The 2,778-nt window shown below is 69.1% G+C and carries 3 protein-coding genes and 2 pseudogenes; 3 read left to right on the top strand and 2 right to left on the bottom strand.

Translation table 11 applies throughout. From position 1 onward, the window contains the following. Both B7767_RS22380 and B7767_RS22375 read right to left on the bottom strand, forming a co-directional pair. The coding region (locus B7767_RS22380; RefSeq protein WP_143652583.1) for a transposase at positions 1-212 on the bottom strand (212 nt) is incomplete at its 3' end. Between the two features lie 209 nt (positions 213-421). Continuing rightward, a pseudogene (locus B7767_RS22375) lies at positions 422-655 on the bottom strand (IS701 family transposase); the annotation flags it as partial. A gap of 218 nt (positions 656-873) precedes the next feature. On the opposite strand from B7767_RS22375, the gene B7767_RS47355 reads away from it, so the two are divergent. The 3 genes and pseudogenes from B7767_RS47355 to B7767_RS22360 all read left to right on the top strand — a co-directional run bounded on the left by B7767_RS47355 (position 874) and on the right by B7767_RS22360 (position 1,796). Further along, on the top strand, positions 874-1,089 hold the full coding sequence (locus B7767_RS47355; RefSeq protein WP_218775813.1) for a hypothetical protein: 216 nt from the start codon (positions 874-876) through the stop codon (positions 1,087-1,089). Positions 1,090-1,170: 81 nt separating this feature from the next. Beyond that, a pseudogene (locus B7767_RS22365) lies at positions 1,171-1,485 on the top strand (ATP-binding protein); the annotation flags it as partial. Positions 1,486-1,589: 104 nt separating this feature from the next. Continuing rightward, on the top strand, positions 1,590-1,796 hold the full coding sequence (locus tag B7767_RS22360; protein WP_085573769.1) for a hypothetical protein: 207 nt from the start codon (positions 1,590-1,592) through the stop codon (positions 1,794-1,796). Positions 1,797-2,778 lie beyond the last annotated feature (982 nt).

The following is a 2,778-nucleotide window of genomic DNA, read 5'->3' as shown; positions in this document are numbered from 1 at the left end:
CGGGCCTGGATCTGCTGCAGGGCCCGGGTGAACACCCCGTCGATCGCGTAGCGGCGGAAGCGGGTGTAGACCGTCTGCCAAGGCCCGTAGCGTTCGGGCAGGTCACGCCACGAGATGCCGGTGCGGATCTTGTAGACCATCCCGTTGATGACCTGCCGGTCCGACACCCGCGGCCGGCCCGTCGCAGCCCGCGGTATCAGCGGAGCGAGCAACTCCCACTCCTGGTCAGTGAGTTCATGACGACGTACCACCCCACCATGATCCACGATCTGATGATCTTTGAAGACGGACCCTAGTACTTATGGGCTGTGGCCTCGTCGTTTGTAGTGGCAGGTGCGGGCCTGATGCTGGCGTCGTCGCCAGGTCGACCAGTGCAGGATGTGGTCGGCCGGGGTGGGCCGGCGGTTGGTGAGGCGGGTGATCAGGCGTCTGATCTCGGCGAGGCTGAGGTGGATGAGCGGGGAGGATCCGTTTCTGCTTTGTCCGCGTCCAGCTGGCGGGCCCGCAGGACGGTCAGGCAGGCGTGGGCGGCCATGGCCAGGGTCATGTGGCGGTGCCAGCCGGGATAGCGGCGGACCTGGTAGTCGTTCAGGCCGCATTCCTGCTTGGCGGTCTGGAAGCATTCCTCGACCGCCCAGCGGCTGCCCGCGATGCGGGTTGAAGACGGACCCTAGCTCCGATTGAGCCGACTTCCCGGCCCGTTGGAGCACCGCGCCGGCTGCGGTGCTTGGCGGCGGCGTGCTCGTCCTGCGGCACATCCCGCCCGACGGGTGCACGACCGCCCCGCGCCTCGATGTCCTGCGACCCGATCAGGCGGAAGCCATCGCCGGGCGGAAGAACCCCCGCCCGGACATCCGAGGCCCCATCCAGCCCGTGGAGGCCGAGGTTCTCCTCCGCGTCTGGGTAGACGGCGGCATCGACACCACCGACGCAGCCCAGCGACAAGCCCTGGAAAACCTCGCTGCAGCCGACATGGTCACCCGCGGCGACATCACCGACGTCCTCGACGACAACGTCGCATACAGCCTGCGGATGCTCTCCGAGCTGGTACCGCCTACTGACACGGGCTCTGCGCTCCCACTGTCATAACCCTGCGCATCCCACTGGCATCCACCCTGCGCACGATATGACGGTGAACCTCTTCCCACGGGTCATCGGCTCACCTCCGCCCGCGTTCTAGCTGTGACGCAGCTGGTGGTCAGTGAGCTGGTCACCAACGCTCGTAAGTACGCGCCTGGCCCGGTGCTGCTGGACCTGCTTATCACTGGGAACCTGCTGGAGGTCGCGGTATGGGACTCCGGTCCGGTGCTGCCGATGGCCCGGGCGGCGGATGTGGGCCGGGTCGGGCAGCACGGCCTGGAGATCGTCATGGCCGTCTGCCGGAGTTTCGAAGCGCGGCGCGAGCCGGTCGGCAAGCGCATCACCGCCCACATCGCCCTCCTCGACGACCCCGGCGGCCTCCCCTCGGGACGCCCTCTGTTGTGAGGACGCACGAAAGCAACAGGCACAGCACTTTCACACCCGTATCTGGTCGCCGGGCCGAGTACGGGCACCCGTTGACGGAACGCCGACCGTGAAGGGGGAGGCAAGTGCTGCTGATTGCGTGTCTGCTCCTGCCGGTCATGGCCGTGCTGCTGTACACCGCAAGCCGCATCGAGGAATGGCTCACCCGCACCGTCCAGCCGCCTCGCCACGCCCGTCGCCGGCACCTGCACCTGTTTCCCGGCGGCAGGCAGCAGGCAGGTACGCGGCGGCGCACGGCCCCTCGGCGGCACCGGCGGCTCGACGCGGCCTGACCACAACCCCCGGCCGCGACTGCAGACAGCTTCGGCCGGATGGTTCTCCCTCCCGACCGTGATCGGTCAGTGCACCGGTGCCGTGTCCGGACCGTCGCCGAACACCACTCCCGCCCGCCCCGGCAGGCCGTCTTCTGGTCACGGGTGACGCGTAGCTCCAACCGGGCCGGCTTCCGACCGGGAGGCCGCATCGGAGGCCATATCGGTGCAACCGGTCGTGGTCCGCTTCATGCCGGTCTCACATGAGGCAATCCCGGGCGAAGCGGTGGCAGAACTGCTGGCGGCGGTGCGGGACTTGTATCCCCCGGTGGGCCGCACCCACGGCCCGCGAGGCCCGCATCCCCCGCGCGGGCCGTCGTGCACGGGGCGGGTAGGCATCCCCCGTCGTCTGCCCGCCCCGCGCCTTCTCGCCTGGCACCCAGCAGGCCGCGCACCCGGGAAGACGGGCGGGCACCTGCAGGAGCGCCCCAAAGCAGCGGGAACCAGCGCTCTCCCTACGAGCACCGAAGGCACCAGGACTCAGGCAGGGTCGGCTTTCGAACCCCTGCTCCGCCTGGGAAGCCGACAGCCGTCGCCTCCCGACCGATGCCGGCAGCAAGGATCCGCAGCAGCGGCGGCAACGCGAACTGCTGCGCATCGCGACACGCAACCACGAGGATTCTGAGTGACGCGCTGACCGCGGGGTGTTGTGCAGCTGGTGTCCGTGGCGGGATGTGGTTGCGCAGGTGCTGCGCGGTCGGCTGCGCAATGGCCTGCGCAGTCTGCGCAGTGTTGTGGCCTGCTGTGGTGGGGTCCATGGTCGGGGTTCGGGCGGCTGTGGTCAGGCTTGCGTAATGCCCCGGCCGTGGCCCTGACCGTAGTGGTTAGGGGTGCCGGGTGTGCGTCCACCCGAGTCCGTGGTCGGGTGGATGGGGCTGTGGTGATCATGGTCGGGGTGGTGCGCATTCCGGTGCGCTGGTGCTCTTCAGTGCCGCCGGTGCGC

It is taken from the genome of Streptomyces sp. 13-12-16 (genome assembly GCF_002114215.1).
Classification (GTDB): Bacteria; Actinomycetota; Actinomycetes; order Streptomycetales; family Streptomycetaceae; genus Streptomyces.
The sequence above is the reverse complement of the archived record's forward strand: the minus strand, read 5'-3'. Positions and strand labels throughout refer to the sequence as shown.